General features: G+C 51.7%; 23 protein-coding genes and 1 riboswitch. Of the genes, 10 read left to right on the top strand and 13 right to left on the bottom strand.

Translation table 11 applies throughout. The features are described from left to right. Positions 1–88 precede the first annotated feature (88 nt). Together O4H49_RS11125 and O4H49_RS11120 are read right to left on the bottom strand one after the other, a co-directional pair. Positions 89–694, bottom strand: a complete 606-nt coding sequence (locus tag O4H49_RS11125; protein WP_269423496.1) for a carboxymuconolactone decarboxylase family protein — start codon at positions 692–694, stop codon at positions 89–91. A gap of 411 nt (positions 695–1,105) precedes the next feature. Continuing rightward, positions 1,106–2,032, bottom strand: a complete 927-nt coding sequence (locus O4H49_RS11120) for a hydrogen peroxide-inducible genes activator (protein WP_269423495.1) — start codon at positions 2,030–2,032, stop codon at positions 1,106–1,108. Positions 2,033–2,167: 135 nt separating this feature from the next. Here O4H49_RS11120 and nhaA point away from each other — a divergent pair, with 135 nt between their 5' ends. The 6 genes from nhaA (at position 2,168) to O4H49_RS11090 (ending at position 8,939) form a co-directional block, all read left to right on the top strand. Continuing rightward, positions 2,168–3,349: a Na+/H+ antiporter NhaA gene (nhaA, locus tag O4H49_RS11115; RefSeq protein ID WP_269423494.1), complete on the top strand. Its 1,182-nt coding sequence runs from the start codon at positions 2,168–2,170 to the stop codon at positions 3,347–3,349. Positions 3,350–3,635: 286 nt separating this feature from the next. After that, positions 3,636–3,748: riboswitch (TPP riboswitch) on the top strand. An 82-nt stretch (positions 3,749–3,830) separates the two neighbouring features. Continuing rightward, entirely contained in the window at positions 3,831–4,847 is a 1,017-nt protein-coding gene (gene thiB, locus O4H49_RS11110) for a thiamine ABC transporter substrate binding subunit (protein ID WP_269423493.1), read from the top strand. A gap of 15 nt (positions 4,848–4,862) precedes the next feature. Beyond that, the gene (thiP, locus tag O4H49_RS11105) at positions 4,863–6,560 is read left to right on the top strand and encodes a thiamine/thiamine pyrophosphate ABC transporter permease (RefSeq protein WP_269423492.1); all 1,698 of its coding nucleotides are present in this window, start codon (positions 4,863–4,865) and stop codon (positions 6,558–6,560) included. Next, complete coding sequence (gene thiQ, locus O4H49_RS11100) at positions 6,550–7,215, top strand: thiamine ABC transporter ATP-binding protein (protein WP_269423491.1); 666 nt, start codon at positions 6,550–6,552, stop codon at positions 7,213–7,215. Before thiP ends, thiQ begins: the two co-directional genes overlap by 11 nt. A 170-nt stretch (positions 7,216–7,385) precedes the next feature. Continuing rightward, positions 7,386–8,174 carry a transporter substrate-binding domain-containing protein gene (locus tag O4H49_RS11095; RefSeq protein WP_269423490.1) on the top strand — a complete coding sequence of 263 codons (789 nt, stop codon included), beginning with the start codon at positions 7,386–7,388 and terminating at the stop codon, positions 8,172–8,174. Positions 8,175–8,291: 117 nt separating this feature from the next. Then, a complete protein-coding gene (locus tag O4H49_RS11090; protein WP_269423489.1) occupies positions 8,292–8,939 on the top strand; it encodes a glutathione S-transferase family protein in 648 nt (215 codons plus the stop codon). Between the two features lie 505 nt (positions 8,940–9,444). Here O4H49_RS11090 and O4H49_RS11085 read toward each other — a convergent pair. Then, positions 9,445–10,431 carry a 2-hydroxyacid dehydrogenase gene (locus tag O4H49_RS11085; protein ID WP_269423488.1) on the bottom strand — a complete coding sequence of 329 codons (987 nt, stop codon included), beginning with the start codon at positions 10,429–10,431 and terminating at the stop codon, positions 9,445–9,447. A gap of 333 nt (positions 10,432–10,764) precedes the next feature. Between O4H49_RS11085 and O4H49_RS11080 the strand changes: the two genes are divergently transcribed. Then, positions 10,765–11,307 (top strand): SH3 domain-containing protein, encoded by a 543-nt coding sequence (locus tag O4H49_RS11080; protein ID WP_269423487.1) that lies wholly within the window; start codon positions 10,765–10,767, stop codon positions 11,305–11,307. A 292-nt stretch (positions 11,308–11,599) separates the two neighbouring features. Here O4H49_RS11080 and irrA read toward each other — a convergent pair whose 3' ends face one another. Next, positions 11,600–12,046: an iron response transcriptional regulator IrrA gene (gene irrA / locus O4H49_RS11075; protein WP_269423486.1), complete on the bottom strand. Its 447-nt coding sequence runs from the start codon at positions 12,044–12,046 to the stop codon at positions 11,600–11,602. A gap of 459 nt (positions 12,047–12,505) precedes the next feature. Between irrA and fabA the strand changes: the two genes are divergently transcribed. The 3 genes from fabA to O4H49_RS11060 all read left to right on the top strand — a co-directional run bounded on the left by fabA (position 12,506) and on the right by O4H49_RS11060 (position 15,184). Further along, positions 12,506–13,018 (top strand): 3-hydroxyacyl-[acyl-carrier-protein] dehydratase FabA, encoded by a 513-nt coding sequence (gene fabA, locus O4H49_RS11070; RefSeq protein WP_269423485.1) that lies wholly within the window; start codon positions 12,506–12,508, stop codon positions 13,016–13,018. A gap of 75 nt (positions 13,019–13,093) precedes the next feature. Continuing rightward, positions 13,094–14,317, top strand: a complete 1,224-nt coding sequence (gene fabB / locus O4H49_RS11065) for a beta-ketoacyl-ACP synthase I (protein WP_269423484.1) — start codon at positions 13,094–13,096, stop codon at positions 14,315–14,317. Between the two features lie 84 nt (positions 14,318–14,401). Next, entirely contained in the window at positions 14,402–15,184 is a 783-nt protein-coding gene (locus tag O4H49_RS11060; protein ID WP_269423735.1) for an enoyl-ACP reductase FabI, read from the top strand. Positions 15,185–15,279: 95 nt separating this feature from the next. Here O4H49_RS11060 and O4H49_RS11055 read toward each other — a convergent pair whose 3' ends face one another. The 9 genes from O4H49_RS11055 to infB form a co-directional block, all read right to left on the bottom strand. Next, entirely contained in the window at positions 15,280–15,690 is a 411-nt protein-coding gene (locus tag O4H49_RS11055) for a GFA family protein (protein WP_269423483.1), read from the bottom strand. Between the two features lie 31 nt (positions 15,691–15,721). Next, on the bottom strand, positions 15,722–16,339 hold the full coding sequence (locus tag O4H49_RS11050) for a pyridoxamine 5'-phosphate oxidase family protein (protein WP_269423482.1): 618 nt from the start codon (positions 16,337–16,339) through the stop codon (positions 15,722–15,724). A 158-nt stretch (positions 16,340–16,497) separates the two neighbouring features. Next, the gene (locus O4H49_RS11045) at positions 16,498–16,851 is read right to left on the bottom strand and encodes a DUF1272 domain-containing protein (protein WP_269423481.1); all 354 of its coding nucleotides are present in this window, start codon (positions 16,849–16,851) and stop codon (positions 16,498–16,500) included. Positions 16,852–16,990: 139 nt separating this feature from the next. Further along, the gene (locus O4H49_RS11040; protein ID WP_269423480.1) at positions 16,991–17,743 is read right to left on the bottom strand and encodes a glycerophosphodiester phosphodiesterase family protein; all 753 of its coding nucleotides are present in this window, start codon (positions 17,741–17,743) and stop codon (positions 16,991–16,993) included. 189 nt (positions 17,744–17,932) lie between these two features. After that, a complete protein-coding gene (gene pnp / locus O4H49_RS11035) occupies positions 17,933–20,053 on the bottom strand; it encodes a polyribonucleotide nucleotidyltransferase (RefSeq protein WP_269423479.1) in 2,121 nt (706 codons plus the stop codon). 236 nt (positions 20,054–20,289) lie between these two features. Continuing rightward, on the bottom strand, positions 20,290–20,559 hold the full coding sequence (gene rpsO, locus O4H49_RS11030) for a 30S ribosomal protein S15 (RefSeq protein WP_269423478.1): 270 nt from the start codon (positions 20,557–20,559) through the stop codon (positions 20,290–20,292). A gap of 36 nt (positions 20,560–20,595) precedes the next feature. Further along, the gene (gene truB, locus O4H49_RS11025; RefSeq protein WP_269423477.1) at positions 20,596–21,525 is read right to left on the bottom strand and encodes a tRNA pseudouridine(55) synthase TruB; all 930 of its coding nucleotides are present in this window, start codon (positions 21,523–21,525) and stop codon (positions 20,596–20,598) included. Continuing rightward, on the bottom strand, positions 21,525–21,977 hold the full coding sequence (rbfA, locus tag O4H49_RS11020) for a 30S ribosome-binding factor RbfA (protein ID WP_269423476.1): 453 nt from the start codon (positions 21,975–21,977) through the stop codon (positions 21,525–21,527). The genes truB and rbfA overlap by 1 nt, the downstream gene beginning before the upstream one ends. 36 nt (positions 21,978–22,013) lie before the next feature. Beyond that, positions 22,014–24,683 carry a translation initiation factor IF-2 gene (gene infB, locus O4H49_RS11015; RefSeq protein WP_269423475.1) on the bottom strand — a complete coding sequence of 890 codons (2,670 nt, stop codon included), beginning with the start codon at positions 24,681–24,683 and terminating at the stop codon, positions 22,014–22,016. Between the last annotated feature and the right edge of the window lie 7 nt (positions 24,684–24,690).

The following is a 24,690-nucleotide window of genomic DNA, read 5'->3' as shown; positions in this document are numbered from 1 at the left end:
ACAGAGAACCCGGGCACAAGCAGCATAAAAGCCGGGCCCGATTGCGGACCCGGCTTTTATGCCGTTTTACAACAAGGGTGGACTACCCTTAGCTGTGGTTCCAGTTGTCCGGATCATCCGACTGGTTTGGCGACAATCCCAGAATATCTCCGCTGGTATTGACGCCGAGCCCCAGAACGGTCCGGTTGGCATAGTTGAAATAGCTGACCACCTGGTTTATCTCCAGGATCTTGCCATCATCAAGTCCGCTTTCGCGCAAGATCGCCACGTCTGCCTCAACCATCTTGGCCGGGGTTAGCGTCAGTTTGCGAGTATAGTGCATGATCTGCAGCTCATCCCCAACAAAAGCCTGTGCCGGATCATCACGCAGAAAAGCCGCCCGGATTTTCGCGCTGCGATCATCGTCGCCCAGCAAGCGCTTCATCCCGGAAAAATGATGTTCAAAACAATAATCACAGCCATTGAGGTGGCTGGTATAGACCCCACAGGCCTCCAGCAGCCACTTCGGCACCTTGTTCCCGCTGTGGTGCAGCACATACTTGTAGATGGTCATGTGCCCTTCCATGCTGTGCGGGCGCAGGCTGTGGGCCATCATGATGTTGTCGACATTGTTATCCGGCCCCTTTACGCGATCATAAAGCGTCTTGAGGCGTCCTGTTGCATCTTCATAGGCAACCGTATTAATCCAGGTCATTGTTTTCTTGTGCCTTCCTGTTGATATTCCCCGGCTTCTAGCCGGCCTTTTATTCTTGTCACTTCAAGTCCGACCCCGGTTTGACCGTTTTTTTGAGGGTCTTGTCCTTGCCAGCTTCCTGCATGATAGGAAGAAAAAAGTAACTTGTATAGACATCTTGAAGATCGCGGCCAAGCCTTGTGGTTACTGTCTGGTTACAATCTCGAAATCAAGCCTTCCCAACGCTTCATTCCCTATATTTTTTTGAAAAATTCACCTGCAGGCAATTATGATCGAGACCCGGGAGTTATCCCCGGCTTCAGCACTAGACAAAGAAGGCTTTATAGCTGGAGAAGCAACTGGATTGTTCCTTGATATATTGCGCTCTGGAGTAAGGTATTGAAAGCCAAAAAGGAAACACTCTATCGCGGTTCAGGAAGTCAGAAAATCCTGAAACGGCCCCTGTCGAATAGCAGAGAGGATATCCTCCCCGAATGCCCGACAATCTTTGGAACGGGGGGATTTGTGGCGCCAGACCAACCCGATCTGGCGTTGCGCAACCACTGATTTCAGCGGGCGGACAACCACCTGATCATCGTTCGTGATCTCCGACAGGACGTAAAGGCTTGGGAAAAAAGAAACCCCCATGCCCATCCCGACCATCTGGCGCAAGGCATCCAGACTGGTACCCTCATAGTCCGTCTGGACAGACGCCCCCAGTTCCTCACAAAGCCGCTGCACCTGCTCAAACAGGCGGTGCCCCGCCCCCAGCGACAAAACAGATTCACCCGCCAGATCCTGTGGTTCGATCTCTGTTCGGTGTGCCAGAGGGTGATCTCTGGGCATCCCGAGCAAAAGCGGCTCCTTGAACAGCAGGAAATTTTCCAGATTATCATCCCGAACCGGCAAAGCCGTCATCACCAGATCATGTACACCGTCGCGCAACGACTGCTCCAGTACCCTCGAGCGATCCTCGCGGATATAGAGCTTGAGATCCGGATAGCGTTTGTGCAGCTGGGGGATGACCTTGGGCATCAGATAAGGACCGATGGTGGGCGCAATACCCAACCGGATTTTACCCCCAAGCATCCCGCTGGCAGATTTGGCAGCATCACAGAAATCATCCAGATCACGCAACAGATAGCGGGCGCGCTCGACCAGATCCTCCCCTACCGGTGTCAGGGCCACGGACTGACGGCTGCGTTCCAGCAAAACAACCCCCAAACGATATTCCAGTTCGCGGATCTGGTCGCTCAGGGTCGGTTGGCTGACATGAAGCCGTTCCGCCGCCTTGCGGAAGTGCAGATCTTCGGCGATCGCCAGGAAATATTCGAGTTGCCGGATGGTCGGTTTTGCCATGAGTTCATCATTGATAGTTTAAAACTATTACAAATTAACAATAAAACGATTATAGTAATCAGGCAACAGGCCCCATATAGTTCAGATCACAAGGGTTAACGACACCCGCTTCAACGACATCCAGGAGATCGCTGCATGCCAGCCAGAATGATCAAAAACTTTCTCCAGCTGGAATCCGCCGGGGGAATAATTCTTATTCTTGCAGCACTTCTGGCGCTGCTTTTCTCCAACTCTCCGCTGGCATCGCTCTATGCGGACTCCCTCGCCACTCCCTTCACCATTGCCCTGGGTGATCTGGCCCTGTCAAAGCCTGTTCTGCTCTGGATCAATGATGGTTTCATGGCTGTCTTCTTCCTGTTGATCGGCCTTGAGTTAAAGCGCGAGATCCTCGAAGGACAGCTCTCCTCAAAAGACCAGATCGCTCTGCCCACCGTGGCTGCAATTGGCGGTATGGCAATTCCGGCGCTGATCTTTGTCGGTTTCAACTGGGGGGAAGCCGATAATATCAACGGCTGGGCGATACCTTCTGCAACAGATATTGCTTTTGCCCTCGGCATTATGGCTCTGCTCGGCAACCGGGTCCCCCTGTCGCTCAAGATTCTCCTGACGGCCATCGCCATTATCGACGATCTCGGGGCCATCGTTATTATCGCCCTCTTCTACACGGCAGAACTCTCCGTTGTCTCCCTTGGCTTGGCAGCAGTCGCCCTGATCGGCCTTTTCGTTCTGAACCGGGTTGGTGTGACAGCCAAGACACCCTACATTCTTGTCGGCATTGTTCTTTGGGTCTGTGTGCTGAAATCCGGTGTTCATGCCACCTTGGCTGGCGTCGCCATCGGTTTTGCCATTCCCCTCAAAGGTAAAAACAAAGGCAGCCCAAGCCCGCTTTGTGATCTGGAACACAGCCTTCACCCCTGGGTTGCCTATATGATCCTGCCCATATTTGCCTTTGCCAATGCCGGGGTTTCCCTTGCCGGGATCACTTTCGAGTCTGCGGTCACCCCCCTTACTTTGGGGATTGCCGCAGGTCTGTTCCTCGGCAAACAGATCGGAGTCTTCGGTTTCACCTGGCTGGCGGTCAAAGCCAGGTTCTGTCGCCTGCCTGAAGATCTGAACTGGCGTCATATCTACGCCCTGTCGCTGCTGACCGGAATCGGCTTTACCATGAGTCTCTTTATTGGCGGGCTGGCTTTTGAAGGTCCAGCAATGGGCGGACAGGTACGGATCGGCGTTCTCAGCGGGTCACTGGTGGCAGCTCTGAGCGGATACTTCTTCCTCAAGTTCACTCTCAGAAATCAAAAATCTCCCGCAGTCTGACACGCGAGTTGAGATCGGGAATAACCACTGGGCCGGAGCTGATATTACAGCTTCCGGCCCAGTGGTTTTATAAGAGAATATACCATACAAGATATCGAAAAATATCTGGTGAGAGCAATCCACCACCTGCTTGTGATCACTCATCGTCTTTATCAACAAACCCCTCATACCAGTCGAACTCCAGCTCTTCGCCACCAGGCCGTAGAGATATAATCTTGTTCGCTGTCTTGCCTTGGCGAACGGCTTTCCCCTCTTGCTGGGGGTTAGCGAAAGGTTTAAGCTCTCGACGGTCTCAACGGGGTGCCCAAATCGGGCTGAGAGATTTCCATTACTGCGGAAATAAACCCGTCGAACCTGAACCGGTTAATACCGGCGGAGGGAATTGAAGACTGGATACGAATCTCCCACAAGGGCAGATTCCTCATATATGCTTCCAGATTTTTCAGGTCCTTGCCCGCCCCACAAAACTATGGAGCGTCGCATGATCCTGCGCACAACAATGACAGCTATTACAGCTGCTGCACTTACTCTTGGCCTGAGCCTGAATGCCAGCGCCGATGAAAAAAAAGTCCTGACCGTCTATACCTACGATTCTTTTGCCGCCGAATGGGGTGCTGGCCCCAAGGTTGAAGAGGCATTTGAAAGCGTCTGTAATTGTGATCTCAAATTTGTTGCGGTTGATTCTTCCGTTGGACTCTTGAGCCGATTGAAACTAGAAGGGGCCGAAAGCCCGGCTGATGTCGTCCTTGGACTGGACACAAACCTGACGGCAGAAGCAACAGCAACCGGACTGTTCGCCCCCAGCAATCTGGATCAGGCGAAATTTTCCCTGCCGATCACCTGGACTGACAGCCATTTTATCCCTTTCGACTACGGCTATTTTGCCTTTGTTTATGATAGCGAGAAACTGGCAACAGTTCCTGGCAGCCTCGATCAGTTGATTAATGACAATCCAGACCTGAAAATCATCATCCAGGATCCCCGCAGCGCAACACCGGGTCTTGGCCTGATGCTCTGGATCCAGAAGGTCTATGGAGATAAGGCTGCTGATGCCTGGAAAAAACTGTCTCCCAAAATTGTCACCATCACCAAAGGGTGGGGGGAAGCTTATGGACTGTTTCTCGATGGGGAAGCCGACATGGTTCTCAGCTACACTACCTCTCCGGCCTACCACATCATCGCCGAGGAAAAACACCAGTATAAAGCTGCTATTTTTGAGGAGGGGCACTACATGCAGGTCGAAGTCGCCGGACAACTGAAAAACGCTTCCGAGCCTGAGCTTGCCCAGGAGTTCCTCTCTTTCATCAGCAGCGAATCTTTCCAGAGCCAGATCCCCACAGGCAACTGGATGTATCCTGTTATTGACCTGGGCGAGAAACTTCCAGGCACCTTTAACGAACTCGCAAAGCCGTCGAAATCCCTGCTGTACAGCCCAGAGGACGTACAGACCCATCGTCAGATCTGGATTGACAGCTGGCTCTCGGCTGTCGAGCGTTAATTACGGATCTCAGCCATGCCCCGGTACTTCACGCCTTCCAGACAGAAACGTTCTTTCGAGCTTTTATGGCCCGGCCTGTTCAGTCTGGTATTTATCGGCACAGTACTGGGGCTGGCTTTTTCCGGACTGCTCAGCCAGATCACGGATCTGAATCCCCTTCGGTTTTTGGACAACAGCTATCTCTGGCGCCTGACAGCCTTCACTTTTTTTCAGGCGTTTGTCAGTACAGCTCTGGCGACACTCTTGGCTATACCGGTTGCCCGCGCACTCTCTCGACGCCCGAAGCTTCCCGGACGGCGTCTGTTCCTTCAGTTGGCCAGTCTTTCCCTGATTGTTCCGACCATCGTCGGGGTTTTTGGCATTATAGCCGTCCATGGTCGCCAGGGGTGGGTTAATCAAATTCTTGGTTTTTTCAATTACGAGACCAGCAGTTATCTCTATGGCCTGACGGGTATTCTCATTGCCCACGTATTTTTCAACGCCCCCCTCCTGACAAGGATTTTCCTAGAGACTCTCGAGACTTTGCCCCGGGAATACTGGCGCAGTACTGCTCAGCTCGGCATGTCGGATCGGGATATATTCCGCCTGATTGAATGGCCCGGTTTGCGTAAAATACTGCCTGCCTCCTGCGGTCTGGTTTTCCTGCTCTGTTTTACCTCCTTCATCATCGTGTTAATTTTGGGAGGTGGCCCCTCAACCAACACACTGGAAGTTGCCATCTATCAGGCCTTGCGATTTGATTTTGATATTCCTAAGGCTGCCACCCTGGCAATGACTCAGCTTATACTCTGTTTCGCGATCTTGCTGCTGGGGCGAAAATTTATACGGCGCATGCCCCTCAGCCAAACGGAAGACCGTCAGACCAAACGGTTTGACGCAGATAAACCCGGAGCAAAAATCACCGACACGCTGGCGCTTTTCCTGATGGCACTGCTGGTTCTCCCCCCTCTCTTGGCAACGATCTGGAAAGCCATAAACCCGCGGTTTTTTATTACCCTCAGCGAAAGCAGATTATGGGATGCGGCACTGACCAGCCTGATGGTTTCCCTGTTGGCCGGACTGCTGTCATTACTTCTTGCCATCGGCCTCGCACTGGCTTTGCGAAGTCTACATCTACCCTCCCGATTGGGCCAAACTCCCTATGCTGGCACCTTGTCAGGTGTGATCGACTTTTCCGGTTCGCTGATCTTGCTGCTGCCTCCTTTTGTCCTGGCAACCGGATTGTTCATTACCCTGAAAAACAGCAGTGGTCTGTCATTGCTCGCCCCGCTTCTGGTTATCGCGGTTAACGCCCTTATGGCCCTGCCTTTTGTGTTACGCCTTGTTTCTCCGGCTTTTGAGGCAGCGGCTCAGAAGAGTGATCTCCTGTGCAGCAGTCTGGATATCCGCGGCCTGAATCGTTTGCGTCTGATCGATTGGCCCCAGACCCGGCAATCGGTCGGGTTGGCGTTGGGCCTTGCGGTCGCCCTCTCAACCGGGGACCTCAGCGTCATCGCCCTGTTTGGCACACAGGATTTCACCACCTTGCCCCTTTACATGTATCAGAAAATGGGGAGCTATCGTTTTGAAGACGCCGCAGCAGTAGCTTTCTTGCTTTGTCTTCAAAGCCTTACCCTTTTTATCGTGATTGATCGACTTGTCGCCAGAGGAATGACCCTGCCATTTGTCAAACCGCGTCATCGGAAACCAGAAAGCGTAGCACATGGGATCTGAACACAAAGCCCTTCCCTCTCAATCCGTTTCCCGATCAGGCCTCATCCTTGACCAGATCCGATTCAGCTATAACAACAGCAATAGCCCCCTCACGTTCAATCTTGCGATAAATCCCGGGGAGCTTGTTGCAATTACTGGCCCTTCCGGTGTGGGAAAATCGACCCTGCTCAATCTGATTTCAGGCTTTGAGACACCACTTGCAGGTAAGCTGAGTTTTAATGGCGAAGATCTCCTCTCGCTCCCCCCGGCCCGACGCCCGGTCACCACGCTGTTTCAGGAGCACAATCTCTTTGCCCATCTGACTGTTGAGCAGAACATCGGCCTCGGATTACATCCAGGCCTGCGTTTAAGTCCAAAAGATCACAAGGAGATTCAAACCGCTCTGGCAAGTATCAGCCTGGAAGGTCTGAACAAAAGATTCCCTGCGGAGCTCTCCGGAGGCCAACGTCAGCGGGTTGCTCTCGCCCGCTGTCTGGTTCGCCATCGTCCGATCCTCTTGCTTGATGAACCTTTCAGCGCTCTCGACCCCGCCTTGCGAGAGGAAATGCTGTCGCTGGTCAGATCCCTGCACAAGGAAAACAGCCTTCTCACCCTCATGGTCACCCACCTGCCAAGCGATGCAGAGAAAATTGCCGATCGGGTGATTCAGCTGTAACACTATCGGTAATAAAAGAGCCTTTCAGCGCCCCGACGATTGTTTCTTTCACAAATCTTTGATCCAGAATAACAGCTGTTTTTTGGAGACGAACTGGCTCCCTGCCTCGAAATGTTCTACACTCGTTCTGCTTCACCCCTCCCTTCAATAGCTGTAACCCCGGAACACCCATGATGAAACTTCACGTCATCCTCCCCTTTATCACCTTTCTGGTTGCCGGAACTTTTTCCCTGGCCCAGGCGGCTGACCAGTCCCGCCTGCATAAGATTCTCAGCTCTGGTGAACTCCGGGTCGGCACGACAGGGGACTGGAACCCCATGTCCATCAAAAATACAAGCAATGACAGTTACGAAGGTTTTGATATCGACGTCGTTACGGAACTGGCCAAAGACATGGGCGTTGACGTGACTTTTGTTCCTACAGACTGGAAAACACTGATCAACGGCGTTGTTGCTGATAAATATGACATTACGACCAGTGCATCTCTCAACCCCAAACGCATGGCCGTTGCTGGTTACACCGACAGTTACTATCAGGTTGGCACAGTCCCCCTCACACTGAAAAAAAATCTCGCCCGCTTTAACAGCTGGGAAGACATCAACCAACCAGACATTACTGTCGCAACAACACTGGGAACCGTCCAGGAACAACAGGCAAAAGAATATTTTCCCCAGGCAACCCTGAAATCTGTTGAAGCCCCCGCCCGCGATTTTCAGGAAGTTATTTCCGGGCGTGCACTGGTTCACATCACCTCGAATGTAGAGGCTGCAACCCTGATCCAGAAATATGCCGAGATGGCAATCGTCCCTGTTGCTGAACCTCGCTCGCCAACGCCGCTTGCCATGCTGGTGGCACAAGAGGATCAGGTCTGGATCAACTATCTGAATCACTGGATAGAATTGAAGAAATCCAGCGGATTTTTCAACGATCTTGCCCGCAAGTGGAAACTCGCAGACTGATTCTCGGGATCATTACCGGATTTTTCTGATAAGACGGGCTGGATTTATTTCAGCCCGTTTTCCATCTTCACTTTAACAGGTACAACGGTCTTTATCCATCAACATGAGATCCTGCATATGATTCTCTACACTGTGCCTATCAGTAATTTTGGCGCGAAAGTCCAAATCGCCCTTGCAGTTAAAAAACTGGAAGCTGATCAGAAACTTCCGCCTGACGGCTACGCCTCGGAGAGTTATAAACAGATCATCCCGACAGGCACCGTGCCGGCCATCATTGATGGTGATGTGGTCCTGAGTGAATCAGAAACAATCCTCGAATACCTGGAAGAGCGTTACCCTCTCCCCGCTCTGATGCCGAAAGATATCGCAGCCAGAGCCAATGTCAGAATGTTATCCCGGTTTCACGATCTCAAACTGGAACCATCTCTGCGGGTTCTCTTCAAGCACATGGCACCCTCAATCCGCGACGCCGGGATTGTTTCCGAGAAACACGCAGAATTTATAAAACACACGGAAATGCTCACTCGGCTCGGCAGTTTCAAGCCCTACATTGCCGGCTCGGAAATAACCTTTGCTGACTGCGGTTTTGCCCCGACTTTCCTGCTTGCCACAAAAATGTTCCATGTCCTGGAGCAGTCTTGCGCGTTCCCCGAACCTATCCAAATCTGGTGTGAAGCGCTCAAAAAAAACGTTGCTGTCAGCAGGGTTCTTGAAACCTACACAGAAGCTGTTGAAAATTGGGTTAAACTCAAGCTCACCCAATAGATTCTGATCAGATTTCAATGAGGCGGGTTAAAAAAACAAAAAGCGGTGCTGATGATATCAGTACCGCTTTTTGTTCAGCGTTCGTCAGATTGGAGATCGAACGAAATAACTTTGATCAATCAATGATCGATTATCCTGGACCAATCCCGTTTCAATTGCGGCCTCTGTAGCGCAAAAGCAGTTATTGGTATAATCACGAGATTGGAATGCCCTAATTTTGACACTACGTCAATACTACATCTTGTGCCGACGTCATTTTCTATTTTTATCTTATAAAAATCGCCGAGAATCGACAATATGAATCACCCAAAACCAGCTATACAGCAGAGTCACCGTATTTCCGGCAGAAAAGGCCAAATTTGTCATGCCACCAGAAAGCCGGAATATTGAACTACAGGATATTGTGTTCAAAAGAGCCCGAAGAAACCTCGTAAAAAAAGGCCGGAAATCCGGCCTTTTTTTGTTTACAGCACTTCTTTTTCAAGAGGGAATACCAGCCATACAACTAGAACATCGCCTCAACAACCCGGTCAGGGGGCGTATGCCCGTCGGCAAAGGTCTTGATATTGATAATGACCTTCTCCCCCATGGCATGCCGACCTTCTATCGTCGCTGACCCCATGTGAGGCAACAGCACCACATTATCCTGCCGTAACAGTTTAGGATTGATCGCAGGCTCCTGTTCAAAAACATCCAGACCAGCCCCGGCGATTTCTCCTCCCTCAATCAAACGCGCCAAAGCGTTCTCATCAATGACTTCGCCACGGCTGGTATTGACAATAATCGCCCGTTCGCTCAGCAGCTTTAACCTGCGGCTCGACAGCAGATGGAACGTTGCAGGCGTATGGGGACAGTTAACCGAGATCACATCCATACGCGAGAGCATCTGGTCCAGGCTTTCCCAGTAGGTCGCTTCCAGCTCGTTCTCAATATCAGGATGCACCTTGCGGCGATTGTGATAGTGAATTGAAAGGCCAAAACCTCTTGCCCGACGGGCAACAGCCTGTCCAATCCTTCCCATGCCGATAATCCCGAGGCGCTTGCCCCAGATACGGTGTCCCAACATCCCTGTCGGACTCCAGCCTGTCCACTCTCCCGACTTGATCAGCTTTACGCCTTCGGTAAGACGGCGTGACACAGCCAGAATAAGGGCCATCGTCATATCGGCGGTATCTTCCGTCAAGACACCTGGAGTGTTGGTAACCGTAATACCGCGCTGGCGACAGGTGGGCAGATCGATGTGATCCACTCCGGTTCCAAAAGACGCGATCAAACGCAGATTCGGCCCCGCCTGGGCCAATACCCCTGCATCAACCCGGTCTGTTACCGTCGGAACAAGAACATCAGCCTCTTTGGCTGCTGCAATAAGTTCTTTCTGGGTAAAGGGCTTGTCGTCAAGATTCAATCGGCAGTTAAAAAGTTCCATCATCCGGGTTTCGATTGCATCCGGAAGACGGCGTGTGACAATCACAAGGGGTTTTTTTTGTGGCATGAATTCAAGGGTTCCCCGTTGCTGATACTGGCCAGACAGCCTTTATGGACAGTATTTCACCTTTTGGCATTCAACCTGTATATCCAGCGTTTTCTCTTCTGGATCTACGCTACACCTTCAGGCATTTAATGACTGACCGACTGATTCCATTTCAGTTTAGGCTGTGAAGATTGGCTTTGCCAAGAGCCAGAAGCAGGTGATTCGATAAATAGTAGCCAGCGAAGGCTGCTGACTGTAGGCTCGCTGCTGTTAGATCTTTGTTTTGTTAAGTGCGTTGAATATAAAGAAATGAAAAAAAGCCCGCGAATTCTACGCTCCCAGAAAAGACTTCCTATGAAATTCCCTGCCCTGGCTATCATCGCCTCTCTTCTTTTTGGCCTGTTTTTTTTCATACCTCCGACAATGCCCCCCGCTTTTGCCGAGAGCAGTAAGGAAGAGGCTCCCCGGACTGTCGGGCCCAGCGGCCTTCCCCTGCCACGGTTTGTCAGCTTTCGTTCGGGACAGGTGAACGTGCGCGCTGGTCCCGGCATTCGCTATCCCATCAGCTGGATCTATCATCGGAAGGGATTGCCGGTTGAGATTATCGACGAGTTCGATACCTGGCGGCAGATAAAGGACTGGCAGGGAACCCAGGGCTGGGTCCATCAGAGCATGCTCAAGGGTCAGCGCAGTGTCATGATCACGGGTACCTTGCGCACTCTCTATGACGACCCCGACAGTAATAGTCGCCCGATAGCCCAGGCCGAGGCCGGCGTTATCGGAGAACTCGAATCCTGTAATAGTGATGACTGGTGTCAGGTTGAAATCAGGGATATCAGCGGCTGGATCGAACGCTCATCTTTCTATGGGGCTTATAGCGAAGAGGTGTTTGACTGAACCTTTCTCTTTGCTACCCGTAGAGATTTTCTGCGTCCTATACCCCTGAACATAAACAAAGTCAGGCTCCGGCAAATTAAGCCAGCGCCTGACTTTTCATCTCTCGCTCTTTTTCCGAGCCTTGACGTAACGAGGATTTTCGCACCCTACAGTCAAAATCCTACGCCCGGAGAACCTTTCCTGCAAGTACCCTTGAGCAGGTAGACCTCACAGAAACCGCTGCAAAACCTGGCTATATTTCATTGGATATCATTGGATACAAGCCGGGTACTGAACCCGGATTTTCCGGTTGTTATTCTGCCGCAAGAAGATCTTTTTTATCTTCGACATCAACGACATGTACGACGACCTCTACCCGGGAAATTCTTTTTCCTTCGGGAAGTTTAGGCAGGTTTTTGAACTGGATCGCATCCTTGGAGATATCAATCAACTCGCCCGTATCTTCATAAAAGAGGTGGTGATGATCACTCACATTTGTGTCGAAATAAGAACGCCCTGCCTCGACAAGAACTTCACGCAGAAGCCCTGCATCGTGAAACTGATGCAGCGTATTGTAGACCGTCGCCAGAGAAACACTGACCTTTGCATCCATGGCTTCGACATGGAGCTGCTCAGCAGAGATATGCCTGTCTCCCTGGGAATAGAGCAGCTTGGCCAACGCCAAGCGCTGCCGCGTTGGCCTGAGCCCGGCAGTTTTAAGCGTATCAATCAACTCTGTATAGGGGCGTATCTTTTCCATAGGACTCAATATAAGCCAGAAAACGTAGGGTTAAAGAGAAAAAAGCGGATTTCTGGTATTTTCAGGCTGATTTACCGGTTATTCGGGGCCTCTCTCCTGTAAATTTGCATCGCAAAGCAAAATACCTGCCAATCAACAGCTACCAGCAGGATACAAAGAGATCACTTGCTCCGGACTGACAGAGATAACAACACAATCCCCGAAGCCCTCCTCACCCCCCCAGAAATGCCTTTCTGCACTTTTTGATTGATCTTTTCGAGAAGAGGCAACACATCACTGGTGAGATAACGGCACATGATGATAAAATAGATCAGCTTTGTGAAAAAATTCACGATCTTGCGCCTGGCTGCGGCCTTAAGAACATTGCCATGGCCCGGTGTCCCTGTGTTATAGTCACGCCGGATTCGGCCTTTAAGAGCTGAAGTTCGGAAAACAACTTAAAAGACGGTGGATAAACCTTTGAGCGAACGCCAGAACAGCTATTCCTACGAAGACATTCTCTCTTGCGGGCGTGGCGAACTTTTTGGTCCAGGGAATGCCCAGCTGCCCTTGCCTCCCATGTTGATGTTTGATCGCATCACCTCCATCACCGAAGATGGGGGCGAACATGGCAAAGGTCAGATAATCGCTGAGTATGACATTAAACCAGATCTCTGGTTCTTTGACTGCCACTTTCAGGGCGATCCAGTTATGCCCGGCTGTCTGGGTCTGGACGCCGTTTGGCAGATGACTGGCTTTTTTCTTGGCTGGATTGGCGCCCCGGGCCGGGGCCGCGCGCTGGGCGTTGGTGAAGTTAAACTCAAAAGCATGATCACCCCTTCTATCAAAAAAGTAACCTACAAGGTCGACATGAAGCGGGTCATCAATCGCAAGCTGGTTATGGGGGTTTCCGACGGAACCATCATGGCTGATGATGAGGTTGCTTTTGAGATCAAGGATATGAAAGTAGGTCTATTCCAGACAGAATCCTGATTCCTCTGGAATACACCTGATACCAGCTGCTGTTACCCTGTGACGGCAGCCCCACTAGTAATAAGGACACGGTAGATGCGTCGCGTAGTCGTCACCGGACTTGGAATTGTTTCCAGCATCGGCAACAACAAGGAAGAAGTGATCTCTTCTCTCAAGGAAGGTCGCTCAGGCATTGAATATTGCGAAACCTATGCCGAACTTGGTTTTCGCAGTCACATACATGGTTCGATCAACATTGATCTCGATGCCCTGGTTGACCGGAAACTTCGCCGGTTCATGGGCGATGGGTCAGCTTATAACTATGTGGCGATGAAAGAGGCGATCGCGGACGCGGGCCTCGGTGACGATCTGGTTTCGAATATCCGTACCGGTCTGGTGATGGGATCCGGCGGATCTTCAACTTCAAACCAGGTAGCTGCGGCGGATATCACCCGTGAAAAGGGCCCCAAACGTGTTGGTCCTTATATGGTGCCTCGTTGCATGGGCTCGACCAACTCAGCCAACATGGGAACTGCCTTCAAGATCAAAGGCCACAGTTACTCCATCACCTCTGCCTGCTCGACTTCGGCTCACTGTGTCGGCAATGGCGCAGAGCTGATTCAGATGGGAAAACAGGACATTGTGTTTGCTGGTGGCGGCGAAGAGCTTCACTGGACCCTGACCGTCTTGTTCGACGCCATGGGGGCACTTTCCAGCAAGTATAATGACAATCCGACCAAGGCCTCCCGCGCCTATGATGCAAACCGGGATGGTTTTGTCATTTCAGGCGGTGCCGGTGTTGTTGTTCTTGAAGAATACGAACATGCCAAGGCCCGCGGCGCCAAAATTTATGGTGAGCTTGTCGGTTATGGCGCGACCTCGGATGGTGCTGATATGGTCGCCCCTTCTGGCGAAGGTGCGGTGCGCTGCATGAAGCTCGCTCTGGCCGAAGCCGGAAATACCAAAGTTAATTATATTAATGCTCATGGAACCTCGACACCCGTCGGCGACACCACCGAGCTTAAAGCAATCAAGGAAGCTTTCGAGGGACAGGCTATTCCGTGGATTTCATCAACCAAGTCCCTTACCGGTCACTCGCAGGGAGCCACCGGTGTACAGGAAATCATCTACTCACTCCTGATGATGGAAAATAACTTCCTGTGCGCATCTGCAAACATCGAAGAGCTCGATCCCGAAGCTGCAGGCATGCCGATCCTTATCGAACGCAAGGACGATGAGGTAATCGACTGCGTCATGTCCAACAGTTTTGGTTTCGGAGGCACCAATGCCTCGGTCGTTTTCAAACGTGTACGCGATTAATCAGTCTGCGCAGCACAACCGCTAAAGCTTCGATGAAAGCAGTAAAAGACGAAAGGTAAGATCGTGACGAGGACAACGGCATTGATGGACGGAAAACGCGGCCTGATCATGGGCGTCGCCAATAACCATTCCATCGCCTGGGGGATTGCTCAAGCGTTACATAACCAGGGGGCTGAATTGGCCTTCACCTATCAGGGAGACGCCTTTAAAAAGCGTGTAGAACCTCTGGCCGCATCCGTAGGATCCAATCTGGTCCTGCCCTGTGATGTTGAAGATGGTGACGCGTTGGAAAATGTCTTCTCGACCCTGAAGGAACAGTGGGGCAGCCTGGACTTTGTTGTTCATGCCATCGCTTATTCCGACAAGGAAGAACTCAAGGGACGTTACGTTGACACGACGCGGGAAAACTTCCGCAACACCATGTCAATCTCCTGCTACTCTTTTACTGCCGTTGCTCAAAAGGCTGCCCCCTTCCTGAGCAAGAACAGCAGCCTGATTACCCTGACGTATCTCGGGTCCGAACGTGTAACTCCAAACTATAACGTTATGGGCGTTGCCAAGGCGGCTCTGGAAGCTTCCGTACGATATCTGGCGATGGATATGGGACCGGATGGCACCCGGGTCAACGCGATCTCCGCAGGCCCCATGCGCACCCTCGCAGGCTCGGCTATCGCCGATGCAAAGTACACCTACGGTTTTACCCGTGACAACTCCCCTCTGGGCAGAAATGTGCTGTTGGAAGAAGTTGGCAATGCTGGCCTTTATCTCTGCTCTGATCTGTCGATGGGTGTTACCGGCGAAGTCCACTTTGTTGACGCCGGTTTCAATGTCATCGGTATTCCAAGCCCCAAACGCTCAGCCGAATAGCCTGTGCTTACTGTGGTATGAGTAAAACAAAAGGGCTGCCAATTCGGCAGCCCTTTTGCTATTGGCCTATAATGAGGAGAGCTATATGACCCCGGCTATTTTACTTTCCCGGGATAACTGATGTAGGTTGGCAGACCATCTCCCAGTTCATAGTAGTCCCCCTTGTCTTCCACAAAGATATGCTCACGGGTTTTGATCCCTGTATCCCCGTCAATTGTCCCGCTCATTATTCCCATCTGGTCACGGCCATCCTGATCCCAGAACAGGCTTGAGCCACAGTTCTGGCAAAAACCCCTCCTCGCAGTGTCAGAAGACTGATACCAGCGCAGCCCACGATCCTCGAGAATGTGAAAATCAGCTTTTGCGACAGCTGTTGCAGAGACGTAATGCCCACTGGTTTTACGGCACTGCTTACAGTGACAGGCAATGGAATCACGCAAAACGCCACGGATTTCGTACCGCACGTCTCCGCATAAACATCCCCCCAACTTGGTCAGACCAGACATTTTGCTCTCCTCTAATACAAAACCGGAATAATCAATAAAGTGATGCCCGATACCGGCTATCCATCTCTGCATCATAGGCCGCAGAATCCAGACCATCCTTCATGTGGTCCGCCAGTATTTGTCCCATTGAAGCCAGTTCTTTCCGATCCAGATGTTTTTCTGGATTCCATAAGTCGGACCGCATCAGAGACTTGGCGCAATGAATATAGGCCTCCCGGATCGTGATCACGATGGCAGAGCGGGGTTTCTTGCCATTCACGACCATCGTCTCCAGCAACTCCGGCTCTACAGAAATCACAGCATCCCCATTAACTCTCAGTGTTTCTTTGACACCGGGAATGATGAACAGCACACCGACCTGGGGATTTGCGAGAATATTGACAGCGCTGTCGATCCTGTTGTTTCCCGGGCGGTCAGGAATGGCCAGTTGCTGATCATTCAACACCCGGACAAAACCTGGTGCATCCCCCTTGGGAGAACAGTCTGCGCCCAACTCAGGACTGGCCGTCGCCAGGGTAAGGAAAGGACTGTGCGCAATAAAGCTACGGCAGTGTTTATCCAGTCGGGTCAACACCTTTTTATCGGCGCGAGGACTCTTCTCGCCGTATAAAGCGCGAAGCTCGGTTTCATTCTTGATAAGGTATGACATGACAATCTTTCCCGTTTGAAGCTGGCTCCAGCATAGCTTTGGCAGAAGGCTCCAGCCTGAAGAGCAACAGGAAAATATGTAAAAGTATCCTGGTCAAGAAAAACATCTGAGAGTTGCGCCCCAGATACATGAATGTTCTCTATTTCGTTTTAATTTCGTTATCGTTTCGATGGAGGAACATTCTTTATTTCCTGGGAAAAACTCTCTATTTCCGCCCTGCTGTAACAACTGTGTACCCGCTCTTTCGAGGCAGGGTGATACTCAAGACCAGTTCCCTCACGCCTTGCGATTACAGGGCGAACCGGTCGGGGCATAAAACCGCCGCCACAGTTTGGACAGACATTGGCAAGCAGATTTTCAGTGCATTCCCGGCAGAAAGTGCATTCATAGGAACAGATCATTGCATTTTCGGACTCAGGAGGCAGATCCTTGTCACAAAACTCGCAATTGGGTTTCAGCTTCAGCAACGGCTTCTCCTCAATGATCCGTGATCCCCTGACAATGCCAAGCACATTACCTGATCACAAAGGTCCCTGTTTTTTTACAGCAATGATAACAGGGCATCACCTTTACATTTTCCTTTCAAAAAGAAAAAGGCCTGCACAATTGGCAGGCCTTTGAGACATATAACGGATCTGTACTCTGTAATGCTTATGACAGGGCGTCGATCATCACTGCAGGATGATCCGTAATAATGGAATCCACCCCCATGGCAACCAGTTCCCGGGCGCGCACCGGATCATTGACTGTGTAGGTCGCGATACCATAACCCGCCTGTTTAAAAGCCTTGACCAAGTCAGGCGTCAGGGTTTTATGCCAGGGGTGAATGGCGGCGCAGACCAGCCGTTCAGCATCCGCTTTCCAGTTATCCAGTTCATCATAGGTCAAAAGTCCGCGGGGATAAGCCGGGGCAATATCCCGCGCAACCTCCAGACAGCGGTGTTTGAAAGAGCTGAACAGAGGTTTGGGGCGATCCTTCGGCCAGATACGCTCCAGCATCTCGACCACCGCTTTCACCGTCTCGTCCTCTTCACCATCCGAGGGCTTGAATTCGATATTTGCCTGCATGCCATTATCTATATGGAACTGCATAACCTCTTCAAAAGAAGGGATCTTCTCTCCGGCGTACTCAGCTCCAAACCATGCCCCTGCCTCGAAATCCTGCAGTTCGGCAAAGGTGAAATCCTTGATCAGGCCCTCACGGCCCGAGGTCCGTTTCAAATCCTTGTCATGATAAAGCAGTGGCACGCCATCCTTTGAAAGCTTGACATCAAACTCGGTCCAGCTTGCCCCCTGGGCCAGGGCTTCCCGAAAACTGGTCATGGTATTTTCCGGGCGTACACCCGAGGCCCCGCGATGGGCCTGAACCCGTGGCAATGTAACAACTGGAGTGGCGTTTGCCATGCTCCTACTCCCTGGATAAAAACACGTGAACAAAGGCACGGGGCCAAACAAAAAGGCCAGAAAACAGGCCAACAAAAAAAACGGACACCCAGTATAGGCGTCCGTTTCTTAATACCTGCTTTTTATTTCAGGTCAATTACCAGTTTAACCTGTCGAATAGGACCAATTAAACCAGAATTGGTATCTCGGTTAACCTTCAGCCTGTTCGCCAGCCTCAAGGTCTTCACCGGTTTCCTGATTGACACGCTTCATGGACAGCTTGACCTTGCCACCGCGTTCGATCCCGATGCATTTGACCTTGACGATGTCGCCTTCGTTAACCACTTCGTTCACTGTTGCCACACGACGGTTTTCCAGTTCGGAAATATGAACCAGACCATCGCGTGCCCCCATAAAGTTCACGAACGCACCGAAATCAACACAGCGGACAACTTTACCTTCGTAGATCACACCAACTTCCGGTTCTGCCACAATGGATTTGATCCAGTTTACAGCCGCATCAGCCTGGTCCTGGTCTACAGCAGCAACCTTGATTGTACCGTCATCATCGATGTCAATCTTCGCACCGGTTTCTTCGGTGATTTCACGAATAACCTTACCGCCGGTTCCGATGACTTCACGGATTTTTTCTTTTGGAATAGTAAAGGTAGTGATACGCGGTGCGTGATCAGATACACCTTCACGTCCCGATGTCAGTGCCTTGCCCATTTCGTTGAGAATGTGCAGACGACCTTCACGTGCCTGTTCCAGTGCAATCTTCATGATTTCCTGTGTGATGGAGGTAATCTTGATATCCATCTGCAGGGCAGTCACGCCGTTTTCTGTACCGGCAACCTTGAAGTCCATATCACCAAGGTGATCTTCATCACCGAGAATGTCGGAAAGAACGGCGAAATCCTTGTCTTCCTTGATCAGCCCCATTGCGATACCGGCAACAGGTGCACCGAGAGGCACACCGGCATCCATAAGCGCAAGCGAGGTACCACAAACAGTAGCCATCGAAGAAGAACCGTTTGATTCTGTGATTTCAGACACAACACGCAGGGTATAAGGGAAATCTTCTTTTGCCGGCAGCAAAGGATGGATTGCCCGCCATGCAAGCTTTCCGTGACCAATTTCACGACGGCCAGGGCCGCGCAGGAATCCAGCTTCACCAACAGAGTATGGCGGGAAGTTATAATGCAGCATGAAATGCTCACGATAGCTGCCTTCGAGCTGATCGATGATCTGCTCATCCTGACCTGTTCCCAAGGTAGAGGTTACCAGAGCCTGGGTCTCACCACGGGTAAAGAGGGCAGAACCATGTGTCAGTGGCAACAGGCCAACCTGGGCAACAATCGGGCGGATCTGTTTTGTGTTACGACCATCAATCCGCATACCGGTTTTGATGATCGAACCACGAACGACCTGGGCTTCCAGCTTTTTGAACAGGCTTCCGGCAATGGAAACTTCCTCTGCTTCCATGCCTTCAACAGCTGCCGCTTTTACAGCAGAGATGTTGTTCTGGCGCGCCAGTTTATTCTGTTCCTGGTAAGCTTCGGTGAATTTTTCGATAATTCCGCCAGCCAGCAGCTTTTCTTTTACAGCCGCAACAGCAGGGTTTACCGGTGCGATTTCACGTGGATCTTTTGCACACTGTTCAGCCAGATCGATAATGGCATTGATCACAGCCTGCATCTGCTCATGGCCATAGGCCACAGCACCCAGCATGACTTCTTCTGACAGCTGTTTGGCTTCAGATTCAACCATCAACACACCCTCGTGTGTTCCGGCAAGAACCAGATCCAGATCCAGTTCGGCGTAGTCCTGCATATAAGGGTTCAGGATGTATTCGCCGTCTTTGTAACCGACACGACAGCCACCGATTGGCCCCAGGAAAGGCAATCCGGAAATTGTCAGCGCAGCAGAGGCACCGATCATGGCAACAATATCAGGATCGTTTTCCAGATCATGGCTGACAACAGTACAGATCACCTGGGTTTCGTTCAGATAACCATCAGCAAACAACGGGCGCAGTGGCCGGTCAATCAGACGGGAAACCAGAGTTTCTTTTTCTGAAGGACGGGCTTCACGCTTGAAAAAACCACCGGGGATTTTACCCGCAGCATAGGTTTTTTCCTGATAGTTCACGGTCAGGGGGAAAAAGTCCTGGCCTGGCTTCACGTCACGTGCGCCAACAGCAGTACAGAGAACAACCGTGTCACCATAGGTTACCATTACGGCACCATCCGCCTGACGGGCGATCTGGCCGGTTTCAAACTTGAGGGTACGGCCCCCCCATTCAATTTCTTTACTATAGATGTTAAACATCAGTCTTCCTTAATTATGTTGGACCGGCTTTAGGGGTGCCGGACCTACGTAAACTGTCCGCTTGACCGAACAGCTTGCGCAGGACCGGCTCAGACCTGATATTGCCCCGGTCCCCGAAACAATATCACTGAAAACTATTCCAGGATTACAATCGCAACCCTCGAATAGCCGTGCACCCGGCCATCCCGAAACATTGTTTCGTTCTGACCGGGTGCCACTTGGAAACTACCTATGCCTTAGCGGCGCAGGCCGAGACGGCTGATCAGAGCTTCGTAGCGGCCCTGACCTTTTTTCTTTGCGTAGTCCAACAGACGACGACGCTGACCAACCATGCTCAGAAGACCACGACGGGAATGGAAATCCTTTTTGTGACCTTTGAGGTGCTCAGTCAGGTTGTTGATACGTTCTGTAAGAATAGCAACCTGTACTTCTGGTGAACCAGTATCACCTTCAACAGTGGCGAACTCCTTGATGAGTTCCTGTTTACGCTCAGCCGTAATCGACATCGCTTTTCCTTCTTAAAGCTTGTCCAGGGAACGTCCCTAGAGGTTTAAAACACGTACCGAACTGACCACACCTTTTTCATAGCGGGCAAGCGCAACCGGTTTCCCCTTTTCTGTTGCCAGAAGGATATCCCCGTTACCAATGCCTTCAAGGCGATCCTGATCAGCGCGCGATATCATCGCAATCGTCTGACCCTGACGCAGGCGGGTTGCTTCGGTTTCTGATAAGGCCAACGCCGAGATGTCGTCCAGCGCGGTCTCTACCGGGAGCAAGAGCTCTCCGGCAGCGGGACTATGCCCGATCTCTTCAAGAGTTTCCAGTGAAATCGCATGTTCAAGGGTGAAGGGTCCGACCCGCGTACGGCGCAACTCTATGACATGTGCGCAGCTGCCGAGAGCTTTGGCAAGGTCCCGCCCAAGCGACCGAACATAGGTGCCTTTGCCGCAATCAACTTCAAACTCCGCCTCTTCACCGTCGCGCGCATCTATCAGCTCGAAACGGTCAATCCGCACCTGCCTCGATTTTATTTCAAAAGTCTCATCCCCACCCCGGGCGAGATCATAGGCTCTTTTACCATCAATTTTGATGGCGGAATATCGGGGAGGAGTCTGTTCGATAACACCTTGAAAATCCTTCAGGGCTTCTCGGATCTCATTGGCAGAAGGGCGACAGGCAGACTCCTCAATCGTCTCCCCTTCAAGATCATCCGTCGAGGTAGCAGCGCCCCACTTTACAGCAAAACGATAACTCTTCCGGCCATCCATGGCATAGGAAACCGTCTTGGTCGCCTCACCGAAAGCCAGCGGCAAAATACCGGTTGCCAGGGGGTCCAAAGTTCCCCCATGTCCGACTTTTTGTGCATTGAGAATACGGCGGGCGCGCCCCACCATCTGGGTCGAGGTTACGCCCAGCGGCTTGTCAAGAACCAGCCAGCCGTGGACTGCCAGTCCTTTTTTCTTGCGGCCCATCAATCGCCCGTTTCGTTATGTCCGTTCGGCGACTCGACAGATTCGGGTTCATCACGGGGGCCCAGATCCTGTTGAACAGTTTCCCGGTGAAGAATGGAATTGATCTTTGCCGCTTCATCAAAGGACACATCCGGCTCAAAACTGATGCGAGGGCAGCTGCGCAAACGCAACATCTGCCCAAGTTCTTTACGAAAGAAACCGTTGGCCTTGTTAAAAGCACGTGCAACTTCGGTCATGTCACCGCCCCCCAAAGGAACAATGAAAGCCGTCGCATTTTTCAAATCCGGGCTCACCCGAACTTCTGAAATGGTCACAATCACACCTTCAAGATGCGGGTCGTTAAAGCTGGCCCGTCGAAGAACTTCCGACATGGCATGCCGGATTTCCTCACCCACACGCAGCTGACGCTGGCTTCTGGGGGCCCCGCTTCGACCTTTGGTATTCGATGTCACGTAGAAATCATTCCTATGATTGCCCGCGAGAGCTCCTTAGAGCTCTCGTGCAATTTCCTCGATGATATAGCACTCGATCTGATCCCCAACCTGGATGTCAGAATAGTTTTCAAAGGCCATACCACATTCGTAACCTTCTTTCACTTCCTTCACTTCATCCTTGAAGCGACGGAGTGTTTTCAGGGCACCGTCATGGATTACAACGTTATCACGCAGCAAACGTACCTTGGAGCCCCGCTGTACCGTACCTTCGGTAATCATACAGCCCGCAACTTTACCAACCTTGGTAACGTTAAACACTTCGCGGATCTGGGCATAACCAGTGAACTTCTCACGCTGTTCAGGCTCCAGCAAGCCGCTCATGGCCGACTTCACATCATCAACAACGTTGTAAATAATGGAATAGTAACGGATGTCGATATTTTCACGACGGGCCAGTTCACGGGCCTGCGGGTTTGCACGAACGTTAAACGCGACAACCATCGCCCCGGTAGACTGGGCCAGGGTAATATCGGATTCATTGATCGCGCCAACACCGGAATGCAGGATAGTGACCTTCACTTCTTCGGTGTTCATTTTCTGCAAGCTGGTTGAAATGGCTTCCATGGAGCCATGGACATCCGCCTTTACAATCACGGGCAGCTCTTCGGCTGTGCCTTCTTTCAACTTGGCCAGCATCTGTTCCAGAGAACCACGACCTGCAGCAGCAACAGCCAGTTCACGGTCACGATGACCACGATAGGCAGCAATCTCGCGTGCTTTCGCTTCGGATTCGACCACAACGAAGTCATCCCCGGCATTCGGTGTCCCGTTCAGACCCAGAACCTCGACCGGAAGCGACGGCCCAGCAGAATCAACCTGCTGCCCACGTTCGTTCATCAATGCACGAACACGCCCGGATTCATTCCCGGTAACAAAGATATCACCAACCTTCAGGGTTCCCTTCTGGACCAGAACCGTAGCAATAGAACCACGCCCCTTATCCAGCTTGGATTCAATGACTGTACCAATAGCACTGCGATCAGGGTTTGCTTTGAGTTCAAGCAATTCTGCCTGAAGCAGAATTGCTTCCTCGAGCTTGTCGAGACCGGTACGAGCTTTGGCAGAGACCTCAATGCAGAGGATATCGCCACCCATGTCTTCAACGACCAGTTCGTGCTGCAGCAATTCCTGTTTCACCCGGTCCGGGTTGGAATCAGGTTTATCAACTTTGTTGATTGCAACAATAATCGGAACCTGGGATGCCTTGGCATGGTTGATCGCTTCGATTGTCTGTTCCATAATTCCGTCATCAGCGGCAACCACAAGAACAACAACGTCAGTAACTGTCGCGCCACGCAGACGCATTTCGGTAAAGGCAGCGTGTCCCGGCGTATCAAGGAAGGTAATCTTGTTGCCCGAAGCCAGATTCACCTGATAGGCACCAATGTGCTGGGTAATACCCCCCGCTTCGCCACGCACCACGTCTGTAGAACGGATTGCGTCAAGAAGTGATGTTTTACCGTGATCCACATGCCCCATGATGGTTACAACAGGCGGGCGAGGAATCAGATTGACCTCATCATTGCCCTCAAGACCAAGCATCCCCATTTCCACGTCCGCATCGGTTACACGTTTGATGGTATGCCCCAGTTCTTGAATGACGACTTCCGCTGTATCAGCATCAATCGTCTGGTTAATTGTGGCCATAACGCCCAGCTTCATCAGCTGTTTGATAACTTCAGTAGCCCGTTCTGCCATACGGTTGGAAAGCTCCTGAACCGTGATGGTTTCCGGCAGGGTAACTTCACGCACCACTTTCACAGGTATGTTCTGGTTACCACGCTCCTGTTGCAGTTTTTTCTGACGGCGACGTTTGATTGACGCAAGAGAGCGCTGACGCACATCCCCTTCGCCGCCTTCAAGCGCCCGCGTGATCGTCAGCTTGCCTTTATTTCGGCGATCGTCACCGGCTTTGGCTTTTGCTGTAACATCTTTCGGAACAAAGACCGGCTTGTTTGCCTGCTTGACCCGTCCGCCCAGCTCGTTGGCAATGACTTCGCCAACGCTGGATGGTACAGCTGTCTGCGCATGACGCTGACGAGCCTTAAGCTTGTTGGGACGTGTATCCTCAACATCGCCATTCTCGGCAGCTTCGCGTTTCTTCCGGGCTTCAGTCGCGGCCCGTGCCGCGATAACAGCTTCCTCTTCGACCTTTTTCAAAGTCCCTTTGGTTTCGCTTACCCGTTCTTCAGCAGCTTCGCGTTTGGCACGCGCCTCTTCCTCAAGTTTCAACCGGGCATTTTCTTCAGCCTGGCGAGCTTCTTCTTCCGCGCGACGTTCGCGCTCGATTTCAGCTTCCTGACGTTTTCTTTCCTCTGCTTCACGCGCAGCTTCCAGAACCTGCATACGCTTCGCGCGTTCTGCATTGGTCAGATCATCATGACTGCTGGCAGGTGCGATCGCAGCAGGCTTGCTCGTCGGCTTGCTCGTCGCGGCAGGGCCAGCCTGATCACCAAGAGGCGTTCTGACTTCAGCCATACGGCCGCTGGCGCCGCGCTCAAATGTGCGACTGCGTTTTACTTCTACTGTCACCGACTTTGACCGGCCATGGCTAAAGCTCTGTTTGACCTGCCCGGTCTCAACAGTTTTCTTCAGCTCAAGAGTATTTGGCCGTTTTAGTGTCAACGGCGTTGAGCTACTTTTGGTGTCCTTGCTCGAGGTCATGTCCTTC

The sequence above is a fragment of the Kiloniella laminariae genome (assembly GCF_027214005.1).
Taxonomy (GTDB): domain Bacteria; phylum Pseudomonadota; class Alphaproteobacteria; order Kiloniellales; family Kiloniellaceae; genus Kiloniella; species Kiloniella laminariae_A.
The sequence above is the reverse complement of the archived record's forward strand: the minus strand, read 5'-3'. Positions and strand labels throughout refer to the sequence as shown.

Excerpts from the sequence above, each read along its gene's own strand:
- O4H49_RS11125 (WP_269423496.1), bottom strand. The coding sequence starts at position 694 with ATGACCTGGATTAATACGGTTGCCTATGAAGATGCAACAGGACGCCTC.
- O4H49_RS11120 (WP_269423495.1), bottom strand. The coding sequence starts at position 2,032 with ATGGCAAAACCGACCATCCGGCAACTCGAATATTTCCTGGCGATCGCC.
- nhaA (WP_269423494.1), top strand. The coding sequence starts at position 2,168 with ATGCCAGCCAGAATGATCAAAAACTTTCTCCAGCTGGAATCCGCCGGG.
- thiB (WP_269423493.1), top strand. The coding sequence starts at position 3,831 with ATGATCCTGCGCACAACAATGACAGCTATTACAGCTGCTGCACTTACT.
- thiP (WP_269423492.1), top strand. The coding sequence starts at position 4,863 with ATGCCCCGGTACTTCACGCCTTCCAGACAGAAACGTTCTTTCGAGCTT.
- thiQ (WP_269423491.1), top strand. The coding sequence starts at position 6,550 with ATGGGATCTGAACACAAAGCCCTTCCCTCTCAATCCGTTTCCCGATCA.
- O4H49_RS11095 (WP_269423490.1), top strand. The coding sequence starts at position 7,386 with ATGATGAAACTTCACGTCATCCTCCCCTTTATCACCTTTCTGGTTGCC.
- O4H49_RS11090 (WP_269423489.1), top strand. The coding sequence starts at position 8,292 with ATGATTCTCTACACTGTGCCTATCAGTAATTTTGGCGCGAAAGTCCAA.
- O4H49_RS11085 (WP_269423488.1), bottom strand. The coding sequence starts at position 10,431 with ATGCCACAAAAAAAACCCCTTGTGATTGTCACACGCCGTCTTCCGGAT.
- O4H49_RS11080 (WP_269423487.1), top strand. The coding sequence starts at position 10,765 with ATGAAATTCCCTGCCCTGGCTATCATCGCCTCTCTTCTTTTTGGCCTG.
- irrA (WP_269423486.1), bottom strand. The coding sequence starts at position 12,046 with ATGGAAAAGATACGCCCCTATACAGAGTTGATTGATACGCTTAAAACT.
- fabB (WP_269423484.1), top strand. The coding sequence starts at position 13,094 with ATGCGTCGCGTAGTCGTCACCGGACTTGGAATTGTTTCCAGCATCGGC.
- O4H49_RS11060 (WP_269423735.1), top strand. The coding sequence starts at position 14,402 with ATGGACGGAAAACGCGGCCTGATCATGGGCGTCGCCAATAACCATTCC.
- O4H49_RS11055 (WP_269423483.1), bottom strand. The coding sequence starts at position 15,690 with ATGTCTGGTCTGACCAAGTTGGGGGGATGTTTATGCGGAGACGTGCGG.
- O4H49_RS11050 (WP_269423482.1), bottom strand. The coding sequence starts at position 16,339 with ATGTCATACCTTATCAAGAATGAAACCGAGCTTCGCGCTTTATACGGC.
- O4H49_RS11040 (WP_269423480.1), bottom strand. The coding sequence starts at position 17,743 with ATGGCAAACGCCACTCCAGTTGTTACATTGCCACGGGTTCAGGCCCAT.
- pnp (WP_269423479.1), bottom strand. The coding sequence starts at position 20,053 with ATGTTTAACATCTATAGTAAAGAAATTGAATGGGGGGGCCGTACCCTC.
- rpsO (WP_269423478.1), bottom strand. The coding sequence starts at position 20,559 with ATGTCGATTACGGCTGAGCGTAAACAGGAACTCATCAAGGAGTTCGCC.
- truB (WP_269423477.1), bottom strand. The coding sequence starts at position 21,525 with ATGGGCCGCAAGAAAAAAGGACTGGCAGTCCACGGCTGGCTGGTTCTT.
- infB (WP_269423475.1), bottom strand. The coding sequence starts at position 24,683 with ATGACCTCGAGCAAGGACACCAAAAGTAGCTCAACGCCGTTGACACTA.